The sequence below is a fragment of the Bacillus pfraonensis genome, from assembly GCF_050768835.1.
GTDB lineage: Bacteria > Bacillota > Bacilli > Bacillales > Bacillaceae_G > Bacillus_A > Bacillus_A pfraonensis.
The window spans coordinates 143,213-166,851 of the sequence record NZ_JAHCDO010000011.1 but is presented as its reverse complement, the minus strand read 5'-3'; the positions used below and the strand labels follow the sequence as shown (position 1 = coordinate 166,851).

General features: G+C 35.8%; 28 protein-coding genes and 1 other annotated feature. Of the genes, 13 read left to right on the top strand and 15 right to left on the bottom strand.

All coding sequences use genetic code 11. From position 1 onward, the window contains the following. From ilvC to ilvE, 4 genes are all read right to left on the bottom strand, one after another. Entirely contained in the window at positions 1–1,011 is a 1,011-nt protein-coding gene (gene ilvC, locus KFD70_RS12865) for a ketol-acid reductoisomerase (protein WP_336452687.1), read from the bottom strand. Positions 1,012–1,038: 27 nt separating this feature from the next. Then, on the bottom strand, positions 1,039–1,551 hold the full coding sequence (gene ilvN / locus KFD70_RS12860; protein WP_000822945.1) for an acetolactate synthase small subunit: 513 nt from the start codon (positions 1,549–1,551) through the stop codon (positions 1,039–1,041). Then, positions 1,548–3,248, bottom strand: a complete 1,701-nt coding sequence (ilvB, locus tag KFD70_RS12855; protein ID WP_336452688.1) for an acetolactate synthase large subunit — start codon at positions 3,246–3,248, stop codon at positions 1,548–1,550. Before ilvB ends, ilvN begins: the two co-directional genes overlap by 4 nt. 71 nt (positions 3,249–3,319) lie before the next feature. Further along, positions 3,320–3,547: a binding site (T-box leader), on the bottom strand. Between the two features lie 24 nt (positions 3,548–3,571). After that, complete coding sequence (gene ilvE / locus KFD70_RS12850) at positions 3,572–4,468, bottom strand: branched-chain-amino-acid transaminase (RefSeq protein ID WP_336452689.1); 897 nt, start codon at positions 4,466–4,468, stop codon at positions 3,572–3,574. 414 nt (positions 4,469–4,882) lie between these two features. Between ilvE and KFD70_RS12845 the strand changes: the two genes are divergently transcribed. Beyond that, entirely contained in the window at positions 4,883–5,122 is a 240-nt protein-coding gene (locus KFD70_RS12845; protein ID WP_174099526.1) for a DUF3911 family protein, read from the top strand. Between the two features lie 167 nt (positions 5,123–5,289). Then, positions 5,290–5,529 (top strand): YkuS family protein, encoded by a 240-nt coding sequence (locus KFD70_RS12840; protein WP_336452690.1) that lies wholly within the window; start codon positions 5,290–5,292, stop codon positions 5,527–5,529. A 385-nt stretch (positions 5,530–5,914) separates the two neighbouring features. Here KFD70_RS12840 and KFD70_RS12835 read toward each other — a convergent pair whose 3' ends face one another. Both KFD70_RS12835 and ytfJ read right to left on the bottom strand, forming a co-directional pair. Beyond that, positions 5,915–6,004 carry a hypothetical protein gene (locus KFD70_RS12835; RefSeq protein WP_000608217.1) on the bottom strand — a complete coding sequence of 30 codons (90 nt, stop codon included), beginning with the start codon at positions 6,002–6,004 and terminating at the stop codon, positions 5,915–5,917. A 115-nt stretch (positions 6,005–6,119) separates the two neighbouring features. Further along, positions 6,120–6,521, bottom strand: coding sequence for a GerW family sporulation protein (gene ytfJ / locus KFD70_RS12830; protein ID WP_174099524.1), 402 nt, complete (start codon positions 6,519–6,521; stop codon positions 6,120–6,122). A gap of 574 nt (positions 6,522–7,095) precedes the next feature. Between ytfJ and KFD70_RS12825 the strand changes: the two genes are divergently transcribed. Further along, positions 7,096–7,458 (top strand): imidazole glycerol phosphate synthase, encoded by a 363-nt coding sequence (locus tag KFD70_RS12825; protein ID WP_336452691.1) that lies wholly within the window; start codon positions 7,096–7,098, stop codon positions 7,456–7,458. 33 nt (positions 7,459–7,491) lie between these two features. On the opposite strand, the gene KFD70_RS12820 is transcribed toward KFD70_RS12825, so the two are convergent. Beyond that, a complete protein-coding gene (locus KFD70_RS12820; protein WP_336452692.1) occupies positions 7,492–8,835 on the bottom strand; it encodes a TrkH family potassium uptake protein in 1,344 nt (447 codons plus the stop codon). A gap of 1,186 nt (positions 8,836–10,021) precedes the next feature. Between KFD70_RS12820 and KFD70_RS12815 the strand changes: the two genes are divergently transcribed. Continuing rightward, the gene (locus tag KFD70_RS12815; RefSeq protein WP_336452693.1) at positions 10,022–11,257 is read left to right on the top strand and encodes a dicarboxylate/amino acid:cation symporter; all 1,236 of its coding nucleotides are present in this window, start codon (positions 10,022–10,024) and stop codon (positions 11,255–11,257) included. 17 nt (positions 11,258–11,274) lie between these two features. Here the strand turns inward: KFD70_RS12815 and KFD70_RS12810 are convergent, their stop codons facing one another. After that, positions 11,275–11,430: an imidazoleglycerol-phosphate dehydratase gene (locus KFD70_RS12810; protein WP_336452694.1), complete on the bottom strand. Its 156-nt coding sequence runs from the start codon at positions 11,428–11,430 to the stop codon at positions 11,275–11,277. A 207-nt stretch (positions 11,431–11,637) separates the two neighbouring features. Then, positions 11,638–12,057, bottom strand: a complete 420-nt coding sequence (locus KFD70_RS12805) for a MarR family winged helix-turn-helix transcriptional regulator (protein WP_336452695.1) — start codon at positions 12,055–12,057, stop codon at positions 11,638–11,640. A gap of 370 nt (positions 12,058–12,427) precedes the next feature. Here KFD70_RS12805 and KFD70_RS12800 point away from each other — a divergent pair, with 370 nt between their 5' ends. Then, complete coding sequence (locus KFD70_RS12800; RefSeq protein ID WP_336452696.1) at positions 12,428–12,871, top strand: YrvL family regulatory protein; 444 nt, start codon at positions 12,428–12,430, stop codon at positions 12,869–12,871. Between the two features lie 66 nt (positions 12,872–12,937). After that, entirely contained in the window at positions 12,938–13,492 is a 555-nt protein-coding gene (locus KFD70_RS12795; RefSeq protein ID WP_336452697.1) for a thioredoxin family protein, read from the top strand. Positions 13,493–13,516: 24 nt separating this feature from the next. Here the strand turns inward: KFD70_RS12795 and uppP are convergent, their stop codons facing one another. Continuing rightward, a complete protein-coding gene (uppP, locus tag KFD70_RS12790) occupies positions 13,517–14,311 on the bottom strand; it encodes a bacitracin resistance undecaprenyl-diphosphatase (protein WP_336452698.1) in 795 nt (264 codons plus the stop codon). 193 nt (positions 14,312–14,504) lie between these two features. Between uppP and KFD70_RS12785 the strand changes: the two genes are divergently transcribed. The 4 genes from KFD70_RS12785 to KFD70_RS12770 all read left to right on the top strand — a co-directional run bounded on the left by KFD70_RS12785 (position 14,505) and on the right by KFD70_RS12770 (position 17,401). Then, the gene (locus KFD70_RS12785; protein WP_336452699.1) at positions 14,505–15,863 is read left to right on the top strand and encodes an MATE family efflux transporter; all 1,359 of its coding nucleotides are present in this window, start codon (positions 14,505–14,507) and stop codon (positions 15,861–15,863) included. Between the two features lie 74 nt (positions 15,864–15,937). After that, entirely contained in the window at positions 15,938–16,117 is a 180-nt protein-coding gene (locus KFD70_RS12780; RefSeq protein WP_336452700.1) for a 2-isopropylmalate synthase, read from the top strand. Positions 16,118–16,134: 17 nt separating this feature from the next. Continuing rightward, positions 16,135–16,284: a hypothetical protein gene (locus tag KFD70_RS12775; RefSeq protein ID WP_336452701.1), complete on the top strand. Its 150-nt coding sequence runs from the start codon at positions 16,135–16,137 to the stop codon at positions 16,282–16,284. 208 nt (positions 16,285–16,492) lie between these two features. Then, complete coding sequence (locus KFD70_RS12770; protein ID WP_336452702.1) at positions 16,493–17,401, top strand: aminoglycoside phosphotransferase family protein; 909 nt, start codon at positions 16,493–16,495, stop codon at positions 17,399–17,401. On the opposite strand, the gene KFD70_RS12765 is transcribed toward KFD70_RS12770, so the two are convergent. The 5 genes from KFD70_RS12765 to KFD70_RS12745 form a co-directional block, all read right to left on the bottom strand. Further along, positions 17,398–17,559: a hypothetical protein gene (locus KFD70_RS12765; protein ID WP_336452703.1), complete on the bottom strand. Its 162-nt coding sequence runs from the start codon at positions 17,557–17,559 to the stop codon at positions 17,398–17,400. The genes KFD70_RS12770 and KFD70_RS12765 overlap by 4 nt on opposite strands. Positions 17,560–17,657: 98 nt before the next feature. Beyond that, positions 17,658–18,431 carry a hypothetical protein gene (locus KFD70_RS12760; RefSeq protein ID WP_336452704.1) on the bottom strand — a complete coding sequence of 258 codons (774 nt, stop codon included), beginning with the start codon at positions 18,429–18,431 and terminating at the stop codon, positions 17,658–17,660. Positions 18,432–18,454: 23 nt separating this feature from the next. Then, positions 18,455–18,901 carry a flavodoxin gene (locus KFD70_RS12755; protein ID WP_336452705.1) on the bottom strand — a complete coding sequence of 149 codons (447 nt, stop codon included), beginning with the start codon at positions 18,899–18,901 and terminating at the stop codon, positions 18,455–18,457. Further along, complete coding sequence (locus tag KFD70_RS12750) at positions 18,894–19,052, bottom strand: hypothetical protein (RefSeq protein ID WP_336452706.1); 159 nt, start codon at positions 19,050–19,052, stop codon at positions 18,894–18,896. The genes KFD70_RS12755 and KFD70_RS12750 overlap by 8 nt, the downstream gene beginning before the upstream one ends. Positions 19,053–19,295: 243 nt before the next feature. Continuing rightward, complete coding sequence (locus KFD70_RS12745; protein ID WP_336452707.1) at positions 19,296–20,474, bottom strand: amidohydrolase; 1,179 nt, start codon at positions 20,472–20,474, stop codon at positions 19,296–19,298. Positions 20,475–20,786: 312 nt separating this feature from the next. Between KFD70_RS12745 and KFD70_RS12740 the strand changes: the two genes are divergently transcribed. Genes KFD70_RS12740 through dltB form a run of 3 tightly spaced genes read left to right on the top strand, consistent with a single transcriptional unit; the run spans position 20,787 to position 23,623 of the window. After that, on the top strand, positions 20,787–20,933 hold the full coding sequence (locus KFD70_RS12740) for a teichoic acid D-Ala incorporation-associated protein DltX (RefSeq protein ID WP_003206349.1): 147 nt from the start codon (positions 20,787–20,789) through the stop codon (positions 20,931–20,933). 12 nt (positions 20,934–20,945) lie between these two features. Beyond that, the gene (dltA, locus tag KFD70_RS12735; protein WP_336452708.1) at positions 20,946–22,460 is read left to right on the top strand and encodes a D-alanine--poly(phosphoribitol) ligase subunit DltA; all 1,515 of its coding nucleotides are present in this window, start codon (positions 20,946–20,948) and stop codon (positions 22,458–22,460) included. Next, positions 22,457–23,623 (top strand): D-alanyl-lipoteichoic acid biosynthesis protein DltB, encoded by a 1,167-nt coding sequence (gene dltB, locus KFD70_RS12730; protein WP_336452709.1) that lies wholly within the window; start codon positions 22,457–22,459, stop codon positions 23,621–23,623. The genes dltA and dltB overlap by 4 nt, the downstream gene beginning before the upstream one ends. The last annotated feature ends 16 nt before the right edge of the window (positions 23,624–23,639 follow it).

The following is a 23,639-nucleotide window of genomic DNA, read 5'->3' as shown; positions in this document are numbered from 1 at the left end:
TTATTTAACCTCCGCCTTTACTTTCGGTTGTACAAATGGCATCATTTCACGTAATTTACGTCCAACAACTTCAATTTGATGTTCATTCTCCTTAGCATTCGTTACATGGAAATGTGGTCTTCCTGCTTTATGCTCTGCAATCCATCCTCTTGCAAATGTACCATCTTGGATTTCTTTTAACACTTCACCCATCGCTTTCTTCGTATGTTCTGTTACAACGCGTGGTCCTGATACAAAATCGCCCCACTGCGCTGTATCGGAAACAGAATATCTCATATTTTCAAGTCCACCTTCATACATCAGGTCAACAATAAGCTTCAGTTCATGTAAGCATTCAAAGTAAGCAAGCTCTGGCTGGTAACCAGCATCTACTAATGTTTCAAACCCTGCCTTTACAAGCGCAGTAACTCCTCCGCAAAGTACAGCTTGTTCTCCAAATAGATCTGTTTCTGTTTCTTCTTTAAATGTCGTTTCTAACACTCCAGCTCTCGTTGCTCCAATTCCATCTGCATAGGATAATGCTTTTTCAGTTGCTTTTCCTGTTGCGTCTTGATATACAGCAAATAATGCTGGAACAGCCCCGCCCTCGGTAAATGTACGACGCACTAAATGCCCCGGCCCTTTCGGCGCTACTAGAAATACATCTACATCTTCTGGTGGCGTAACCTGATTAAAATGAACGTTAAATCCATGTGCAAACACTAGTGAATTCCCAGCTTGTAAATTCGGTTCAATTTCCGCTTCATATACTTCTGGTTGTAGTTCATCTGGAAGTAGAATCATTACTACATCAGCAGAATTCGCTGCCTCTGCAACTGGATATACGGAGAAACCATCTTCTTTCGCCTTTTCCCATGACTTCCCTGGCCTTAGCCCAACTACTACATCAAAACCATTATCTCGTAAGTTTTGTGCATGAGCATGACCTTGGGAACCATATCCAACAATCGCCACTTTTTTCCCCTTTAATACATTTACCACTACATCTTTCTCATAATAAACTTTTGCCATTTTCTTTCTCCCCCTATATTTAAATAATTAATGAATTAACATAATTTGTTTATCTTGTTTTTTCATACTACGCGTAAATGCAGTAACGCCTGTTCTTGCAATTTCTTTTAAGCCATATGGGCGCAAGAGCTCAATTAATGCTTCTACCTTTTCTTGCGTACCTGTTACTTGCACGACGATGGAATCCTTCCCAACATCTATTACAGCGGCTCGAAATGGTTCAATTAAACTGTACAATTCTGCCCTTGATACACTTGTTGTCGCTACTTTAATGAGAGCAAGCTCCCTTGCAATCATTGCTTCTCCTGTGATATCGGACACTTTTAACACATCGATTTGTTTATGAAGCTGTTTTATTAGCTGCTCCACTTGTTGCTCACTTTCAACATGAACAACAAATGTCATTCGTGAAATATCAGACGACTCTGTATGTCCAACTGAAATACTTTCAATATTAAAATGTCTCCTAGTCATAACACCCGTAATTCGATTTAAAACCCCGCTTTGATTTCGAACGGTTGCCGTAACAATTCTTTTCATCGTTTTTCCACCCCCTCCATTTGGTGAACCCCTTTTCCTGGAGCAACCATCGGCATAACTTTTTCTGACTGCAACACTCTGCAATCAATGACAACAGGTTCTTGCAAATCAATCGCCGCTTGCAACTGCTCCTTCGCAAGTAACGGATTTTCAATTCGCACCCCTTTTATGCCATATGCATGGGCCAGTGCTACAAAATCAGGCTGACAAGAGAGTAACGAATGAGAATATCTTTGGTTATAAAATTCATCTTGCCACTGTCTTACCATTCCTAAAGCTTCATTATTTAAAATCAAAACTTTAACCGGCAAGGAATGTTCTTTCAATACGCTCAGTTCTTGTAATGTCATTTGAAAACCAGCATCACCAACAATCGCTACAACTAATTCTTTCGGTCTTGCAATTTGTGCACCAATAGCAGCAGGAAAGCCAAATCCCATTGTGCCAAGTCCCCCTGACGTCACCCACTTGTCTGGGTCCTTTAGTGGATAATATTGAGCAGCCCACATTTGATGCTGACCAACGTCAGTTGTGACAATTGCTTTTCCTTTTGTAATTTCATATAACATATCAATTGCTGCTTGCGGTTTAATCTCTTCAGAATCTTGATCATAGAAAAATGGATATTGTTCTTTTCTGCTTTTTAAAAGCGATAACCATGCACTATGATTTTCTTTTCTCCCCTTGCACTCGAGCAGTGCCACCAAAGCATGTTTCGCACTAGCCACAATCGGTATTTCTGTGGGAACATTCTTTCCAATCTCTGCTGGATCAATATCAATATGTGCAACCGTAGCGTCTTTTGCAAAATGCTGTAAATTCCCTGTTAGACGATCGTCGAATCTTGCACCGATATTTATGAGTAAATCGCACTCATACAAAGCCATGTTTGCTGTATATGAACCATGCATTCCTCCCATTCCTAGAAATAATTCATCTTCTGGCGGAAATCCCCCTAGTCCAAGAAGTGTATGAACAACAGGTATACAGTACATTCGTGCAAAAGCTGTTAATTCTTGCGAGGCTTTCGCGTGCAATACACCTGCTCCAGCTAAAATCAGCGGCTTTTTCGCAACCTCAATCGCTTGTAATAACTTGTTAATTTGCAATAGGTTTGGCTCATAGTTTGGTTGATAGCCTGGTAAATCCATTTGCACGTCACTACATCGTTCTCCTTTTTCTACTACCATGTTTTTAGGAAGATCAATAACAACTGGTCCTGGCCGACCCGTTTTCGCAATATGAAATGCCTCTTTAATAATTCTTGGTAAATCTGACGCCTTGCGCACTTGATAATTATGTTTTGTTACTGGCATCGTAAGTCCCATAATGTCAGCTTCTTGGAAAGCATCGCTTCCAATCAACGTTGTAGCTACTTGACCTGTGAAAACAACAAGTGGCAGTGAATCAATCATTGCATCTGCAAGACCCGTAATCACGTTTGTTGCACCTGGACCACTTGTGGCAATCACAACACCTGGTTTCCCGGTAACCCGTGCATAGCCTTCTGCTGCATGGATCGCTCCTTGTTCATGCCTTGTTAATACATGAGGAATTTCACAATCATAAATTGCATCATATAACGGCAGAACAGCCCCTCCAGGATAACCAAAAATAACTTCTACATCTTCCTTTCCTAGCGCTTCTAACAACAGCTGTGCACCAGTTGCCATTTTCTCTTCCGTTTTCGAAGACATCTCTCTTTTAACCTCCTTTAAAATTGTTTTATGCAATAAAAAAATCCTACGTCCACACTCCAGCTATGTGCTGAAGGGACGAAAGATTTCGCGGTACCACCCTTCTTCGCAAGAATACATCTTGCCTCAATGACTCGGGATGAGTCTAGCTAGTAACGGAGCTACCGTCTAAGCCTAAACAAATGCTTCAGCTTAGCACTCAAGGGCGATGTTCGTCGACGTGAACCATCGGTTTCCAGCAACCACCGACTCTCTGTGAGGCTTCACAATCAACTACTCCTCCCTATCAACGCTTTACAAATTTATATTTCATTACACTTCTATTATCCAACTTTATTTTCTTCGTAAATTTTCTCTCCATCTTCTACAACTAATTTACGAAACTCTTCCAATAAACGGTTTGTATGTGAACCTGTTTTTCCAGCTCCAATCGTTCTTCCATCAACTGTCGTAACTGCAATCACTTCAGCTGCAGTTCCTGTTAAAAATACTTCATCAGCTACATATACATCGTGCCTTGTAAATAACTCTTCTCTTACGTCATATCCAAGCTTCTCTCCAATTTCCAAAATAGCATTTCGTGTAATACCTTCTAATGCTCCTGCAGAACTTGGTGGTGTAATTAATTTATTTCCTTTTACAATAAACACATTATCACCAGATCCTTCTGCAACATAACCTTGTTCATTTAACATAAGTGCTTCTTGTACACCAGCAAGCTTCGCTTCAATTCTAACTAAAATATTATTCAAATAATTCAAAGACTTCACTTGTGGTGTTAATACATCTGGACGATTCCGACGTGTGGCAACTGTCACAACTGGTATTCCCTTTTCGTAATATTCCGACGGGAATAGTGATAACTGTTCCGCAATTACAACTACATTCGGTTTCGAGCAAGAATCAGGATCTAATCCAAGGTTCCCAGCACCTCGTGATACAACTAAACGAATGTATCCGTTAGATAGCTTATTTTGACGAATCGTCTCAACAACAATATCTATCACTTCATCTAACGTATATGGAATTTCCAACATAATGGATTTTGCTGACTCATATAAACGAATAAGATGTTCTTTCAGTCTGAAGACATTGCCACTATAGACACGAATCCCTTCAAACACCCCATCGCCATATAAATAACCATGGTCATATACTGAAACTTTTGCTTCGTCTTTTGGAACAAATTCTCCATTTAAGAAAATCCATTGCTCATTCACTTAAAAGCGCCCCCTATGTTCTGTGAATTTTTTATTGTTTCCTAGTTTACTCTCCTTTTTAAATAAATCAAGTTAATTTTTAGAAAATTTATAATTTTTAAATTTATGTACATCCTTGTTTATATTGATTTATCAACATTGTTAACGTTTACAACATGTCAAAAAATTTTTTTCGTCATTTTTCATCCTAAAAAATATTTGTTTAGAAGAAGGATTTTTGTCAAATGATGCGAATCTATTGTATTCAATAAACGGACGTCCGATTATATATATTCGGCAATAAAAACGAATTTGGGTTGAAAAGGAGGAATACATTCAAAATAAAATTGTATAAAAATAACAATCATATTTTTCATGCAGCTTTCATAATCCTATTTTTAAAAAACAAATTGTCAAATGAGGGAGGAAAATAATATGGCATGTGTACAAATTAAAGGAACGAGACAAGAGGTAGTAGAAATGTTACAACTATTTGATTTAATGGATACGAAAGGTCTGTGTAAATTTAACAATTACGTAGAGGTGTATCCAAATGAAGAACAGAATAACAACTTTATCGCCTCAATTGATATTCAATCGAATGATAATTCTTCCCAAGATCAATTAAACGATCAATTTGTAAGTCAAATGCTAACTGGTGTGTATAACGACTAATAAAGTGAAACTTTAATCAGTGGGGGTTTTTTCATTCCCACTGATTATTAGCCCTCACCAATCGTGAATTTTACCTTATATTCACATCTTTCTATCATCTTTTTCTCAAATATATAAATATCCACTAAAAATTTGAGCATATTACTAGATGGTAGGAGGTGAAAATTATGGCGAAAATTGGTGTTGAAAATTCTTTAACAGATGTCCAACAAGCACTACAACAAAAAGGGCATGAAGTAGTTTCACTACGCTCTGAAAATGACGCACAAGGATGCGATTGTTGTGTCGTAACTGGACAGGATTCTAATGTAATGGGAATCAGCAATATATCTACAAAAGGTTCTGTGATTGAGGCGAGTGGTTTAACAACAGATGAAATTTGTCAACAAGTTGAAAGCAGACTATAAAAAATATCTTGTCTATTAAATGTAACTTACCCAAAAAGAGAAGCCTCCTTATGAAAAGGAGACTTCTCTTTTTTATATTCACCTAACGGGAAAGTAACATATACTGGATGAAAGCCCTACCTCTCTCTCATCAACACGGTTCCTCTGACCGCTCCTTGATACACTAGTATGTGTATAAGCTTACAAATACAACTTTTTGGGTTTATTCACAAAAGTTGTTGGTAAAATCACCCGATCTTTCGCAAACTTTTCATGTTGTATTTATAAGAAATATCCAATATATACTAGCTGTAACCGAGACACGAAATAAAATTATAACATCATAAAACAAATTCGTCAATATTTATTTTAACAAAATAAAAACAGACATCGCGATCTGCCTGTTTTAGAATGGAGCTTTTTCTTTTACTACATATACAACAAATCCGCTCACTAACATACATAAGCCGACAGTAAAATTCTTGATGTTAATCATAACTACCTCTCCCTTATTTCATAAATCATATATATTTACACTTCAGTTATATTTATTAGCCATAAGCACACTTTTTCTAATATATCATAATCCCTAAAAAATGCAAGTTTACTTTTTAACGACCGTTTACAAACTTATCTACAGTGCTTGGAACTGTATTCAATGCCTTTTCAATCAAGTGTGTACCACTATGTAAATGTAACACTTGCACACCACCAGATCCTACAACTAAAAACGCAACCGGATCGATTGAAACCCCTGCACCACTTCCGCCTCCAAATGGATGTACTTGCTTCACCTCTTTTGGTTGTCCTTGTCCTGCCGAACTTTTTCCTAACGACGTTTCCCCTTTAAAATCACTTCCCCCTGCGCCAAAACCAAAGGCAACTTTTGAGACAGTTAAAACAACATTTCCGTCCGCTGTTGAAACAGGACTTCCGACAATTGTATTCACATCAACCATCTCTTTTAAATTTGTCATTGCAGTTTTCATTAAGTTTTCAATTGGATGTTCCATCATTAAAACCACCTTTTTCCTCTTAATTCTTTTTTATACTTTCCAAAATAGAGGAACTCATACCAAGTTTTACAATTCATAAAAAAACAATAATCCATTATCATCTTTTTCAGCCTGTAATCTAGAACCAATATAAATATCGTTCACTCTAACCTGATATATATCCACTTTGATTTTTCAACATATAAGTCAGCTACGAAGAGAAAAAGGAACTTACACTTGTTTTCTCTCTCTGTTTTTAGCTTGGCATAGGGGAGGAAAGAGAACTGACCGTTTCTATGCATGGCCAGATGCTTTCTCCCTCTAAAAAGAAAAGGTTTATGTTAGTTTTTAATTTGGATTTATACACATTGATGTTATGACGGTCTATTTCTTGTCGGATAAAGTGAAACTTTAATCAGTGGGGGTTTTCTTCATCCCCCACTGATTATTAGTTGAACCAATCGGGCCTTTACGGGCAGTTTATCTCCCACCTAACTTCTTTGCTTCCGCCGAATTTTGAGGTGGGAGTATTACTGCCCGTTAGTGCGGGATAAAAAAGAAAAATATATACATACTACTAATGAACCTTGTTATGAAAGGAGACATTACTTTGACTGATAAATTCGATGAACGAGATAGAACTAAAGAAGGGGATTATAAAGAAGAGTACGCAGCAGAGGTTGCTCCTCAGCGCATCAACTATAACGATAACGATGACATAAAATCAAAAACAGCTGGTTCAACTGCTGGTTTTATCGCACTTGCTCTCGCTGTATTATCACTCTTTACATTTCCTACACTCTTCGGTCTTGTTTCTGTTTTACTTGGGATTTACGCTTATAATCGCGGGGCTACTGTAACAGGTGGTATCGCTGCGATTGTTGGTGGTATCGCTGCACTTGTTGCTCTTTTATTCCGCGCTGCAATCATCGGTTTATTGTTCGCGCTTTTTTAAAGAAAAAAGGTATCTCGCTTCTTGCGAGATACCTTATCCTGTAAAAACATCTTCTGATGGATATCGAATTTTTTGCTTCGCTGGTCGTGCTAGAGAGAATACAAGGGTTAACGGGCCAACTAACCCACAAAACATAACAAACATAATGATACATTTTCCAACAGCCGATAATTTAGCAGTAATCCCCATTGTCAATCCAACTGTACCAAACGCAGAAATTGTTTCAAACAATAATTGAATAAAACTAAAATTTTCTGTAAGCATTAGTAAAAATACTGCGACAAAAATAAGAATTTGGCTAGCAACAGCAATTGCCAACGCTCTCGTTACCGTCGACATTTTAATTGTACGATGGAATAAAACAAAGTCTTCTTTCTTTCTAAAAAAGGCTACAACTGATGTAATTAAAATAACAAATGTTGTTAACTTAATGCCCCCACCTGTTGAAACACTTCCTGCACCTATAAACATTAAAATCATCGTAAACAATATTGACGATTCTTCCATTCCACCATAATCAACCGTATTAAATCCTGCAGTCCTCGGTGTAATCCCTTGGAAAAATGAAGCCCAGAATTTTTCACTTAAAGATAAAGGTCCTAATGTTTTCACATTGTTATACTCCAATATAAAAATCACAATAATTGCAATAACATTAAGGACTACTGTGCCCACAATCATGATTTTCGAATGGAGTGATAGTTTCTGAAAACTACGGCTATACCATATATCAATTAACACTGTAAACCCTAGACCACCTATAACGATTAAAGAACATATTCCCATATTAATAATAGGATCCCCTACATAACGTGTTAAATTATCAGGCCAAAGGGCAAATCCGGCATTATTATAAGCGGCAATAACATGAAAGATACTATAATATAATCCCTTCCCAACACCAAATTCCGGAATAAATCGAATAGATAAAAAAGCAACACCCATTAATTCGATACAAATAGAAAAAATAAAGACACGCTTTACTAATTTTACAAGCCCACCTATATTCGTTTGATTAAACGCTTCTCCAATTAATAATCGGTGGCGCAGTCCAATTTTCTTTCCTAATACCCATACAATTAAAATGGCAATTGTCATTAATCCAAGACCACCTGTTTGAATTAACAACATAATGATAATTTGACCAAACATTGTAAAAGTGCTAGCAGTATCTACAACTCCTAAACCTGTTACCGTTGCTGCCGATGTTGCTGTGAAAAAGGCGTCTACCCAACTAATTGATTCTTTTGTCGCAAATGGTAGTTTTAATAACATTCCTCCGACAACAATTAAACAAAAAAAGCCTATTGCTAAAATTTGAGGCGGGTTTAGTCGGATTAAACGATTGTAAAACCCTTTTTTTGTTGTTGCTTCCATATCACTAACTCCCTTAATAAAGTGAAACTTTAATCAGTGGGGGTTTTCTTCATCCCCCACTGATTATTAGTTGAACCAATCGGGCCTTTACAGGCAGTTTATCTCCCACCTAACTTCTTTGCTTCCGCCGAATTTTGAGGTGAGAGTATTACTGCCCGTTAGTGCGGGATAAAGTAACACCTATATCCGTGTGCCCATGGTTCGTTGTACTTAAACCATATCTTACAGATAATCATTTTACACAGAGATTTTTTTATTTCTTGTACTTTTAAAACAAACTCTCTTGGGCGAATAAATTTTTTATACTCCCATAATATAGTTGAGCATAATCCTTTTTTTCATAGATTTCAACTTTTATTTTCATACAAATTGAACTAACTATTATTAGGTCATTTTCTTCTTATTCCACTGATAGAAACGCCTTACTAAAAAATCTAATGAACCTTTTTCACACTATTTTTATCTTCATAAAAGTGACTGTTCTACTTGAATAAAGTAAAACTTTAAAATCCCCATATCTTTCACTTCAAATTCACATTGAAGTCACATCTATCTTTTATATTATAACTATCGAAGCTGTTCCTCCCTAATAATGAGGCATTCCCCAGTGCCTCGAACAGCTTTCCATCCCTAATTAAAATTGACATAAATTGTCCCCTTCCATGACCATCTTGCATTAGCAAGATGGTCTATTTTTTATCTACCATAGTAGTTACCGATTCACTAACTATTCATTCGACTATAAAGCCTCTAACTATTTTTCACCTTTCATCTATGATCCACAAAGAGAGAAACTTTTAAAATTCCTACACCTTTCACTTCAAGTTCACATTGAATTCACACCTATCTTTTATATTATAACTATCAAAGCTGTTCCTCCCTAATAATGAGGCATTCCCCAGTGTCTCGAACAGCTTTCCATCCCTAATTAAAATTGACATAAATTGTCCCCTTCCATGACCATCTTGCATTGGCAAGATGGTCTATTTTTTATCTTAAAATATAAATCATATTCATATTTTTCTATATACTATCAAACAAGAATAATAGGGTATCCATCACAATACACCTATTCTAAAATTTTAAATGTTAATATAAATAATTTTCAGAAAATATTGTCAAATAACATACTTTTTCGGTACAATAAAAGTAGAAAGCACATTCACAAAAATAAGGAGGGATTTTATTGAAGCAAACAAAAGCAATCTTAATTGCACTTTTACTCGGTCTCATCGTTGGACTTGCTCTTAATTTATACGCCCCATCTATTTTCACACCCTTAAACCAATATGTATTTAACCCAATCGGTCAACTATTTATCCGACTTATTAAAATGCTTGTTGTCCCTGTTGTATTTATCTCTATTGCTCTCGGAACGGCCGGGCTTGGAGATCCAAAACAACTTGGGAGAATCGGTGTAAAATCAATTTCTTTTTTTCTAACAACTACAGCAGTTGCTATTTCCCTGGCTGTTGCCCTCGCACTCCTCATCCAACCAGGACAAGGTGGGGGATTTAAAACAGAGAACCTTACCTATAAAGGAGCAAAAGCTGAAACTTCTATTGTCGATACACTCCTCAATATCGTTCCAGATAATCCAGCTAAGGCTATGACTGATGGAAATATGCTCCAAATCATTGCCTTTGCCGTATTAATAGGACTTGGACTTGCTATTCTTGGAAAACGAGTTCAAGGTATTCACTCATTACTTGAACAGGGCAACGAATTAATGATGTATCTTGTCAATCTCGTTATGAAACTTGCTCCAGTTGGAACATTCGGATTGCTTGCTTCTTCTGTTGGTCAGATGGGTCTTGCAGGCGTCGCTGCAATGTTCAAGTATATGATTGTCGTTATGCTAGCACTTATCATTCATGGTGTATTTGTATATGGGGGCTTATTAAAAGTATTCGCTAAAGAAAGCATCGTTCGCTTCATTAAACATTTTGGACCTGTTATGGCAATTGGATTCAGTACATCCAGTTCCAATGCATCTCTTCCATTTGCAATGAAAACCGCACAAGAAAAACTAGGTGTTTCAAAATCAATTAGTTCCTTTGTACAACCACTTGGAGCTACAATTAATATGGACGGCACCGCCATTATGCAAGGCGTTGCCACCGTCTTTATCGCTCAAGTATATGGAGTAGAGCTTACAATGGCTCAATTAGCTATGGTTGTGTTAACCGCTGTATTAGCGAGCATTGGAACTGCCGGTGTACCTGGTGTTGGACTTGTTATGTTAACGATGGTCTTAAATCAAGTAAATCTTCCAGTAGAGGGCATTGCCTTAATTATTGGGGTTGACCGTATTCTCGATATGTCAAGAACTGCAGTTAATATTTCTGGCGATGCAATCTGTGCGATGATTGTATCAAAATCAGAAAATAAATATAATACGGATAGCTCAGCGGCTTCATAAGAAAGGAGTGAATATATTCACTCCTTTCTTGATTTACTTCCTTTCTTTGAACGGTATTCTTTCCCTTTATTATCATTACCAGTTACAAATTCAGAACCAAACTCTTGTTGAAATTGTCCTGTTTTGGGTGATCCTTGATTTCCACTTCCTTGACTACCATTACGATTTGTCATCTTCCTTCCTCCTTTCATATTGGTAGTATGTCTTTCCAATCTCAATTGTACACATTGCCTTCTTCTTTAAAAATCATGGAATTCTTTCACATTTTATATAAAGTGAAACAGCATGAGCTTTCTTCATCCCCAAAATAGCAAATAAATTAAAAAACTTCCCCAAGACAGGGACGTTTTTTCTACTAAACACAGTTCACCCTATTTTTTCTATATCAGTTTTTTTGAAATAGATATCATTACGTGCATCTCATCTTCAGATAAAGCCGAAAATCTTTCTTGTAAATACTGTTTTTTCGCAAATTCCATTTTAGCAACTAACTCTTTTCCTTGTTCCGTAATTTCCAAATATACCACGCGACGATCAGATGTAGAACGGGAACGTGTCACAAAACCTTTGTTAATTAGCTTTTCTGTAACAGCTGTAATATGACTATTTGATACATGCAGTTCATTCGCTACGCGAGAAACCATCTCTTTTTCATTACGATTTAATATACGAAGTACGAGAAACTCATTCCATGGTATGTAATCTCCAAAAATTTTTCCAATATCATTACGCAAGGAACGAAACATAGCAAAAACATTTGCAGATAAATCCTCCATTAATTGTTCACGATTATGAGACACCGTTTACATCTCCCTTTTATTTCATATAGTTAAATAAAAACTTTATTAATTATATTACCTTATATCTTACATTTTGTCATCTTTTTTCCCACAAAGTTTCTTATACCATATTCACTTACTTGACTGATACACTCCCAAAACGAAATACATTTTGAAAAATCCTCTTCTCTCACTAGAGCACGTATCATTTATTATCTATTTGGAAATAAATGATACAGGTTGCTTTTCTAACATGCTGAAACTCACATCAGCCACAAAAAGGGTGCGATTTGCCGCACCCTTTTTGTTTTGATTTCCAATTGAATATTCATGCTATAATAGATTATGAAATATTTCCCATTTTATAAAACGAATGATTTGGAGGTTTATTATGAATCCAGATGAAGAAAAATTTTCGGATTTAAGCGGAAAAGATAAAACAATTGTTATTAGTAGTATTACCCTTCTTATACTTATTGTTTTTGCATTCATTTTCTTTGTATATATCGGTATTTTTCGTATTATCGGTATAGAATATACATCGCGAACTGCACTACTTCTCTTTTTTTTACTAATACTTATATTAGATGGGCTTAGTAATTTCTTAACGATATTTTTCAAAGTACTTTTAACGCCATTGCTCACACACAGACCAAAGTGGATGACATTTTCACTTCTTTCTCTCATAGAGATCTCAATAAGTTGGATTGCTATTCATACTGCAGATGATTGGATGGAAAGTGTTACGATTTCCAATAGAGCAGAACTACTTATTGTTCTTTTTTGTTTTATTTTGGATAAACTGTGGCCAAGTGACGATGAAAAGAAAATATAAGATTACAAGCTTTTCTCTATAAAAATTGATACAATAAAAGCAAAATATATAAAAGAGGTGTTACTTATGACATTACAACAATGGGCCGATAAAGGTATGTCTTTTGATACATACGTAAATAACATGACTGTAAACCAATACGAATTACTACATATTTATAATAACTTTTTAATTCCAAATGAATTATTGCCTGTTTTAGAGGAGCGTCAACATGATGGATGGCGCGTTATCGTATTAACAGCTGATTGGTGTGGTGATGCCCTTCTATGCGTACCAATTATGAAGCGAATTTGCGAGGTTGCAAATATTGATATGAAATTATTGATCCGTGATGACAACCTAGAATTAATGGATCAATACTTAACAAACGGAACAGCTCGTGCTATTCCAATCTTTGTTTTTATTGATAAGGATGGAAATGAACAAGCTGTTTGGGGACCACGTGCGCCAAAAGTACAAGAATTAGTCACTTCTATACGTGCTACATTACCTGAAAAAGATGACCCACAATTCGAAGAAAAACAGAAAGAAATGTATGCGAATTTCCGCGCTACATTAGCTGATGACACTTCACTTTGGGGACATGTCATGGAGGATATGATTAAAAGAATCGTAAAATAAAAAAACTGCCAAATGGCAGTTTTTTTATCCCATAATGAAGAAATAGAACACCGCTGCTAAAATAAAGCGATAATAAGCAAATGGTGTTAACTTTACACGAGCTAATAATTTTAAGAATGAAACAATCGCAAGCATTGCTACAAGGAAAGCTGTAATAAAGCCAGTTGCAAATAATGTGATATCTGCAGAACTTAATACGTCCCAACTTTTAATTAAATCTAACCCTGACGCTGCAACCATCATCGGTACCGCTAAAATAAATGTATATTCAGCTGCTGCTGTATGAGATACACGAGCTAATAATCCACCACTGATTGTAGATCCAGAACGCGAAAATCCTGGCCATAGTGCTAAACATTGGAACATACCAATTGTGAACGCTTGTTTATACGTAATCTCGTCCAATGTTTTTGCTGTACTTGGTCTTGAAAATTTCTCAGCGACAATCATTAAAATACCACCAACGATTAAACTAATAACAACAGGGCCTGGTCCAAATAAAACCTCTTTAATTGTGCTATGGAATAAAACACCAAGTACTCCTGCTGGAATCATACCAATAATGATATGTAATAAATTTAAAGATGGTCCTTCTGTTACTTTTCCAATTCCAACTAATGACCATAAACGCTTCCAAAATACAACAACAACTGCTAAAATCGATCCCAATTGGATGACAACTTCAAATACTTTTGCTCTATCATCTTCAAATCCAATTAAATGTCCTGTTAAAATCATGTGTCCTGTTGATGAAACCGGTAAAAACTCCGTTAATCCTTCAACAGCTCCCATGATTAAACCAATTAACCAATCAGCCACGAGTAGTGCCTCCTTAATACCTTATATGTACTTTTTTCACACCTTATCATAATACCTTATCCTTTTCCAAAGTGCATCTTTTTTTTCATTCTTTCAAAATATAACAATACACTCACGTATGTGAATTCCTTTTCTATTTTCTTATTAAATTGTATGATAGAAAGAGTTTGGTCCTACATAGAAAGGAGCTTTTATGAAAGAAACCAATTCATTCTTACAAAAAATAAAACAATTTGTATTACTATTTTTCCCGATTTTTGTAACGCAAATGTCTTTATTTGCAATGAGTTTTTTTGATACAACAATGTCAGGGCATGCAAGTGCTACTGATTTAGCAGGCGTCGCAATTGGAACAAGTGTATGGATTCCTGTTAGTACTGGATTAACAGGAATCTTAATGGCTACCACGCCTATTATTGCTCACCTTGTTGGCTCAAAACAAAAAGAGGATGTTCCTCACATCGTCATACAAGCCGTATATTTAGCAATTGGCGTTAGCTTACTTGTTATCCTCATCGGTTTCTTTGCCGTTTCACCAATTTTAAAGGGTATGCATTTAGAAGAACAGGTTGAACACATTGCTTCTCAATTTTTAAGTATTATTGCAATTGGTATCATTCCTTTATTTGTCTATACTGTATTGCGTGGGTTTATTGACGCATTAGGAAAAACGCGTACAACAATGATTATTACATTGCTTTCCTTACCGATTAACGTCATTTTAAACTATGTATTTATTTTTGGACATTTCGGCTTTCCAAAACTAGGAGGCGTTGGTGCAGCAATTGCTTCTACTGCAACCTATTGGTGCATTTTGCTTATTACAATTATTATTATCCGTACGAAAGAACCATTTGCATCTTTTGGTATCTTCAGGCGCTTATACAAAATTTCTATTTCAAGCTGGAAAGAATTATTGAAACTCGGGGTACCTATCGGGTTTGCCATCTTTTTTGAAACGAGTATTTTCGCGGCTGTAACACTCATGATGAGTAATTTTAGCACGACAACAATCGCTGCTCATCAGGCAGCTATGAACTTCGCCTCACTTTTATATATGACACCTCTAAGTTTAGCGATGGCTATGACCATTGCAGTTGGTTTTGAAGTGGGGGCAAGTCGTTATACGAATGCAAAACAATATAGTTTGATCGGAATTGGTTTGGCGCTTACTTTTGCCTTGTTCTATTCTATCCTACTCTTTTTCTTTGACGATCAAATTGCTTCTATTTATACAACAGATATTGCGGTTCATGATTTGGCAAAAGAATTTCTCATTTTTGCAATTTTATTTCAAATTTCTGATGCAATTGCTACTCCAGTGCAAGGTGCACTCCGCGGTTATAAAGATGTAAATATAGCCTTAATTATGACACTTATTGCCTACTGGATCATCGGCCTACCACTCGGTTATATATTAGCAACCTATACTTCTTGGGCAGCCAAAGGTTATTGGATCGGTCTTATTATCGGACTCGCATTTGGAGCTACCTTTTTACTTGTTCGCCTCTTTCAAGTACAACGTAAATATACACCGCAAGAAAGTCACTAATTATAGTGGCTTTTTTCATCATGCATAGTTCCTCTTGAAACGTGTAACATAATGAAAAAGAAAGGTGTAAATCTATGGATGAAAAGAAAAAAAAGCAGCCCTATGATGAGGAGTTTGCTCCTGAAATCTCACCTGGATATAGGCAAGATGTTCATAAACCACCGCAATATAAAAATACTTCAACCTCATTCTTAATTGGAATTGGTATTTTTGGCGCAATATTACTTGTACTCATTATTTTCGTCTACTTTTAACGAAAGGGGACTTATATATGGCAAAACAATCCTCGCTCTTTTCTAAAAGAGTTGTAAAAACCCAAAAAGGTTATGCTGGTGATTCTATAAATGTGCATAAACAAGTCGAACAAGGAAATCTAGAAATTGCAAAAAAAGAAATTGGACAACAAAACGAGAACCTTTAAAAATGACATGTCCCCAGCTCCTGGGGGCATGTCATTCTACATGTTGTCGCTGCTCCTTAACCTTAAACATATTATTTTCTTTTACAATTCTCATTTCATCTCTCTTACCCTTTCTTTAAGTCATTTATCTTATTTTATCAAAAAGAAAGATAATTCTGTTATTATAAAATTAACCTAACTTACTTAAGGGAGAAATGAGGAAAATCATATGTACTCTTACAAGCAATATATACAACAAGCACTACCGAATATCACCATACACTCTTATATACAAAATAAGAATGGATGGGATAATGTAGCGATTATTATTAATAATGAATGGCTCTTCCGTTTCCCACGTAAATCCGAGTATGCAGAGCGAATACCTCGCGAAAAACAACTATGCGAATTACTTTCTCAATCATTACAAGGGATAGAAGTCCCCAAATACCATGTTTTATATAGAAGCGACTCAGATTTCATTCCACTTTGTAGTTATTATAAACTCATTCATGGAGAGCCCTTAACAGCACAAACAATAGAAAGATTGACTGTAAAAGAACGTGAAACAGTTATCACGCAGCTTGCTACCTTTCTTGCTTCTTTACATACCATCCCGATAGAAGATGCCGTAAAATGGGAGTTTGCTGCTGAGAAGCCTACCTCATATTGGCGACAGATTCAAATGAAATTACACGATTATCTCGCACACACACTTACATCGCTAGAAAGAAAAGTTTTTGATTGTTTATTCGAGGTTTTTTTTGAACATATGCATGCATCTGATTTCAAAAGAACCATGATCCATGCTGACTTGACACACCATCACATTTTATTTGATGAGGAGAAGAGAAGCATTGCTGGTATTATCGATTTTGGTGATGCTCGAATTGGAGATCCTGCCTTTGACTTTGCTGGATTATATAACGATTTTGGTAGTGGGTTTACAAGTGACATATATAAACAATACTGCAACCTCACTCCCCATCGCGATTCATCTTTCTTTAAGCGGATCATTCAATTTTACCAATACAGTCCATTGCTTCATAGCCTTGTTAATAGCTTTGAAACAAATAATGAACAAGAAATAAAAAAGAATCTAAAGAATTTACAAACCATACTTCAGGGAACTAATTAACTTCTTTCCCGATTCTCTTTTTCCTCATACATCATTAACTTCTTATCCATTTCTACAATTAATTTATACATTTGAAAAGCCTGCAAAATTTGCAATTGAATAGAGAAAGGAGCCTGTTGTTCTTTTAACCATTGAAATACTTTCACTTCATTTGTCATTGATTCGCCCTCCCATTATGAGTTTTCCCTACATATATACCGTAAATGATGAAAAGCATTTCATGTCAATAATAAAAAGGATGCAATTTAGCATCCTTTTAATGTAATATAGAATCCCCATAATTAGGTATCTCTTGTTCTTCCTCTACTTTACATTCATTTCGAAAAGCACAACCATTACATTCAGAGCGAACTGTACGTTCTGTGTAATGTTCTGGTTGCTGTAACATTTCTTTCATTCTATATAAATCGTCCATTCCATCTATCATATCTTTCTCTTTTGGAACATAGCTATGCCTAGTTCCTTCTATTAAATTAACAATTTCAATTTTTTCAGGAAGAACTCCAAAAGCTTTATAACTAAAAACAGTCGTTAGTTTCTGACAAAGAGCAAGCATCTCTTCATTTGCATCAACAACATACTTTTTAATTACAAACGATTGTGCGGACCATTCACCAACTTCAAACGTTAATGAAATGTGCACACCTAGCTCTTCCATATATGTTTGTAATTTTTCATATAAAAATAAAGGCGGTGTTTTACTTGCATCATTTTTTACAAACTGTAATAGATGGTCTGTTAACTTTGCAAGAACAGTATAATATTCGGTTTTAGAAGCGAACATTCCAATACGCACTTTACTCCAATGTCTTTCTAATAGTTTTAACAGGCGCACTGTCGTTTGTTTTTCTGCTGGTGATGTGTAATAATCACAAATAATTTGATTTACAATCGCTTGCACCATTTGTTGCCATTCAAATGAAGAAGGTTCTCTTCTTTTTATATGGCGAAAATAAAACTTATGTGGACAACGCATAAAATCATATAAATGATAATCTGTCATCGTTTTAATTGATATTTTCCCCTGCACCCATTTTCATCTCCCTCTCGCCATTAAGAAAGATGTTTTACAAATTCAGCACCAAATTGAAGGCATTTCTCTACATCTTCATCTTCCGGCGTTAATTCTACTTTTAGCCCTTCCATTACAACTTCAGCACCGCGCTCTCTTAATTTTTCTTCTAAAATATCAACAGCTGCTCCATATTTTGGATAAGCAGAATCACAAGAGCCAAACACAGCTGCTTTTTTACCTGTTAAATGAATTTCTTCCATTTCATCATAAAAACCTAAGAAATCATCAGGAAGGTCACCATCTCCCCATGTATATGCTCCTAAAATAATTCCATCATATTCTTCTAGCATAGAAGCTTCTGGTGTATCCATAATATCAATTACTTCAATCTCATTTCCTGTTTCACGGATAGATTCAGCTATATGATCAGCCATCTCCTCTGTATTTCCACTCATACTTGCAAAAATCATTACTAACTTATTCAACTGACTCTCTCCCTTGATTATGTATATCTTTTTCTGTTTTATTTGTTTTCTTCTCGTCTACATATTCAGCACGAATTACATTTCTTTGCCATTCTATATGCTTATCTTCATTTTTAAATTTTTTCTGTCCAAGGCGAAATGCTTTCCTCATCTCTCCCTCACCCATTCTTTTATCTACTCACTCTATTGATAATAATTATCAATTTCAACTATACAATTAGATTAATTGAAAACGATTATCAAAGTCAATAACTTTTTTTAAAAAAATAATGAAAAGGTACAAGCTTGTCCGTTGACAGTTCATATACTATAAATGAGCATAGTTCTTTCTCAGCCCTCTCTAACGGAAAGAAATAAAAGCAACTGCGTTAATCGCAGTTGCCTTTTTTTATTGTTAAACTTTTAATAAATTCATTGTCGTTTGTAAAAATAACTTTGCACCATCAATTAAAGCTGATTCGTCCACATCAAATTTCGGATGATGGTGCGGATAACAAGTCTTCATTTTCTTATTTCCAGTTCCTAACTTAATAAAACACCCTGGTGCTTTTCTTAAATAAGCAGAGAAATCTTCCCCTCCCATTGAAGGAGCAAGCTTTACAATTCTCTCTTTTCCAAACAACTCTACTGCACTTTCTTCTACTATTTTTGTAATAAACGTATCATTGATTACTGGATCATATCCATAACGATATGTATACGTATACGCTGCACCATGTGCCTCTATAATTCCCTTAGCAATTTGTTCAATTTTCTCCTCCGCTTCTTCTCTCAAGGTTTGATCAAAAGAGCGGACTGTTCCCATCAAATATGCTACACTTGGAATAATATTATCCGCTGTTCCTCCATGAAATTGTGTTACAGAAACAACTCTTTGCATAAAAGCGCTTGTATTTCTAGATACAATATGTTGTAAGTTTGTAATGATTTGTGCACCAACTGCTATCGGATCTATCGTTTCTTCCGGCCTAGCAGCGTGTCCCCCTCTTCCTTTTACTTCTATTGTAAATACATCGGGTGCAGCCATCATCGGCCCATATACAATCCCAATCTTGCCTGTTTCTAATCCAGACATAACATGCAAGCCAATAATATAATCCACACCGTCCATAGCACCAGCTTTCACCATTTCCTGTCCACCGCCAGGATACACTTCTTCAGCATGTTGAAATAAAAGGCGAATTTCCCCATTCCAATCCTCATTCATATTCGCTATGGCTTCTGCTGTACCTAGTAAAATAGCAGTATGTGCATCATGTCCACATGCATGCATAACTCCTGGTGTAACGGAGGCATATGGTTTAGATGTCTCTTCTTGAATTGGCAAGGCATCCATATCTGCACGGATTGCTACTACTTTTCCATTCTTATTCCCTTTTTTCTTTGCCATCACACTGTAAGGCGTTGGTCTTGTCACCTCAAAAACTGCAAATGAACACAATGTATCGTATATAAATTGTGAAGTTTTTTCTTCTTGGAATGATAGTTCAGGAAATTGGTGAAGATGCCTCCGCCACTTTATAATATTTTCCTCTGACACATGTCTCTGCCATCCTTTGCTTACATACTCCATTCCTGCCAACCTCCTTTTCACTCTTCACATTTCTTATTTCACTGTGATAATTCCATTTCCTTGTGGGATTTTCATTTATAAAAATGACTTATACATTCCCTACTTATTAAAAAAAGACAAACCCATTACAAATTCATACAGAATGTAATATAATTGCTAAGTTAGGGATTTTCTTTTTTAGTATTTAGTGCTACTATCAAAAAAGAGCCTTTTTGTCTTATATTTACCTAAAATGTGGAATTTTGTTTTTTTCACAAAGATGTAGGATATGATACCTACATACAGTTATTATTTCATAAGAGAGGGAAAGACATGGAAAGATTAAAAGAGATATGGTCTCGACCACTCACACAATGGTTTGCAAAAACTTTTTATTACCTTGCAATTTTATTTGCTTTGCTTTGGTTGTATGGTTTCCATGATACAAACACAAGCACATTTATTTACAATGAATTTTAGGGTGGGAACGTTATGAAGTTATTAGAACAAATCGAAAAGTGGGCAGTTGAAACTCCAGACCAAACCGCTTTCGTTTGGCGAGATGCGAAAATTACGTACAGACAATTAAAGGAAGACTCTGATGCGTTAGCCCATTGGATTTCTTCCGAGTATGCAGATGATCGCTCACCAATTATGGTTTATGGCCATATGCAGCCAGAGATGATCATTAGCTTTTTAGGGTGTGTCAAAGCTGGACATGCTTACATTCCAGTAGATTTATCTATTCCAGCTGATCGTGTACAACGTATTGCTGAGAGTTCTGGTGCGAAACTACTTCTATCACCAGTTGAAGTAGCAGTGACTGACTTACCAGTTCGCATCATATCTGAAAACAACTTAAAAGATATTCTCTTTACTCATAAAGGGGAAACGCCAAACCCTGAACATGCTGTAAAAGATGATGAAAACTTTTACATTATTTATACGTCAGGGAGCACAGGTAATCCGAAAGGTGTACAAATCACGTACAATTGTCTTGTAAGTTTTACAAAATGGGCTGCCCAAGATTTCAACTTACAAACGGGACAAGTATTCTTGAACCAAGCACCTTTCTCCTTTGATTTATCTGTAATGGATGTTTACCCATCATTAGTAACAGGTGGTACACTTTGGGCAATTGATAAAGATATGATTGCACGTCCAAAAGACTTATTTGCTTCTTTAGAACAATCTGATGTACAAGTATGGACATCCACACCATCTTTTGCAGAAATGTGTTTAATGGAGCCATCTTTCTCTGAAAGTATGCTGCCAAACATGAAAACATTCTTATTCTGTGGTGAAGTATTATCAAATGACGTAGCAAGAAAATTAATTGAACGCTTCCCGAAAGCAACAATTATGAATACGTATGGTCCAACAGAAGCAACTGTAGCTGTAACCGGAATTCATGTTACACAAGAAGTCGTTGATACGTATCAATCACTTCCAGTTGGTTACTGTAAATCTGATTGCCGTATTCTTATTATGAAAGAAGATGGTACGATTGCACCAGATGGTGAGAAAGGTGAAATCGTAATCGTTGGTCCAAGCGTAAGTGTTGGCTATTTAGGAAGCCCTGAATTAACAGAAAAAGCATTCACAGTTATTGATGGCGAACGTGCCTATAAAACAGGTGATGCTGGCTATGTAGAAAATGGTCTTATTTTCTATAATGGTCGTCTTGATTTCCAAATTAAATTACATGGTTATCGAATGGAATTAGAAGAAATCGAACATCACCTTCGCGGTTGCTCTTATGTAGAAGGAGCGGTCGTAATTCCGATTAAAAAAGGTGAGAAATACGATTACTTATTAGCGGTTGTTGTTCCAGGAGAGCATTCATTTGAAAAAGAATTCAAATTAACATCTGCAATCAAAAAAGAACTCAATGAGCGATTACCAAATTACATGATTCCAAGAAAATTCATGTATCAATCTTCTATTCCAATGACACCAAATGGAAAGGTAGATCGCAAAAAATTATTGAGTGAGGTTACAGCATGACCGCATATGGATCATTTTATTTTTTCGCCATAGTGGGCATTTTATTAATACCTACTATTATAGCTGGATTAAAAGGTAAAATGTTGCGCAAATATAATGCTATTGTAACGCTAATCATGCTTGCAATTATCTTCTCTGATAAACCGAAGCAAGCTTTAGTGCTAGGCGCATTCGTTATTTGGCAATACATCCTTATTAAAGGCTATTTACTATTAAGAAAACGCGATAACAATACACTTACTTTTTGTATCGCTGTTATTTTATCAATTTTACCATTAGTTCTAATCAAAATAATACCATTCGTACCAGACTTGAAATTCCTTAGTTTTCTTGGTGCTTCTTATGTAACGTTTAGAGCAGTCCAAATGGTATTTGAAGTTCGTGATGGTCTTATTAAAGAAGTTTCATTCTTTAATTTCTGGGAATTCGTTCTGTTCTTCCCTGCTATCTCAACTGGACCTATCGATCGTTATCGTAGATTCCAAAAAGATATACAGAAGCCACCAAGCGCTGAAGAATATCAAGGTCTACTTTATACAGGGATAAACCGTATTTTCCAAGGTTTTCTGTACAAATTTATAATCGCTTATTTATTAGATGCTCATATCGTTAAAGCAGTCTTTGCTAACCAAGATACCATCTTATCTAATATGATTCACATGTACGGTTATAGTTTGTATTTATTCTTTGACTTCGCTGGTTATAGTGCATTCGTAATCGGTGTAAGTTATATGATGGGAATTAAAACGCCTGAAAACTTTAATAAACCGTTCATTAGTCGTAACATTAAAGACTTCTGGAACCGTTGGCACATGAGTTTATCATTCTGGTTCCGTGACTTTATTTATATGCGCTTTGTCTTTTTCGCAACAAAGAAAAAACTAATTAAAAATCGCTATACGATTTCATACATTGGCGCATTTTTAAACTTTTTCATTATGGGAATTTGGCACATTGCAGGATCACATGTTTATCAATATGTAATTTACGGTCTATATCACGCTGCTTTGTTTATTTTGTTTGATATTTTCGAACGAAAAAACAAAAAGCATAAGTTTTGGCCTAACAATAAATTCACGCATGTTCTTGCAATTGTAATTACATTCCACTTCGTATGTTTCGGTTTCCTTATTTTCTCTGGTCACCTAAACAGATATTTTTAATGAATAACTTCTTCTT